1 protein-coding gene is annotated in these 206 nt (G+C 63.6%); it reads left to right on the top strand.

All coding sequences use genetic code 11. From position 1 onward, the window contains the following. Nucleotides 1-206, top strand: a 206-nt coding sequence (locus tag FQ664_RS27160; RefSeq protein WP_144176031.1) for an immunoglobulin-like domain-containing protein, incomplete at both ends; no start/stop codon positions are given.

The following is a 206-nucleotide window of genomic DNA, read 5'->3' as shown; positions in this document are numbered from 1 at the left end:
CCGGCCAACGACGTCTACAACAACGGCTCGACCGTTAGCGTGACCATCGAAAGCGCCACGGGTGGCAACTTCGAGCAACTGACGCCGAACCCGACCCCGGCCCAGACCACCATTAACGACTCGGTGGATACCACCACGGCGACCCTGACGGCGAGCCCGTCGGTGACCGAAGGTGGCGTGATCACCTACACCGTGACCCTGAGCAA

It is taken from the genome of Pseudomonas persica, assembly GCF_900291015.1.
Taxonomy (GTDB): domain Bacteria; phylum Pseudomonadota; class Gammaproteobacteria; order Pseudomonadales; family Pseudomonadaceae; genus Aquipseudomonas.
This window is presented reverse-complemented; position numbering and strand designations above follow the sequence as displayed.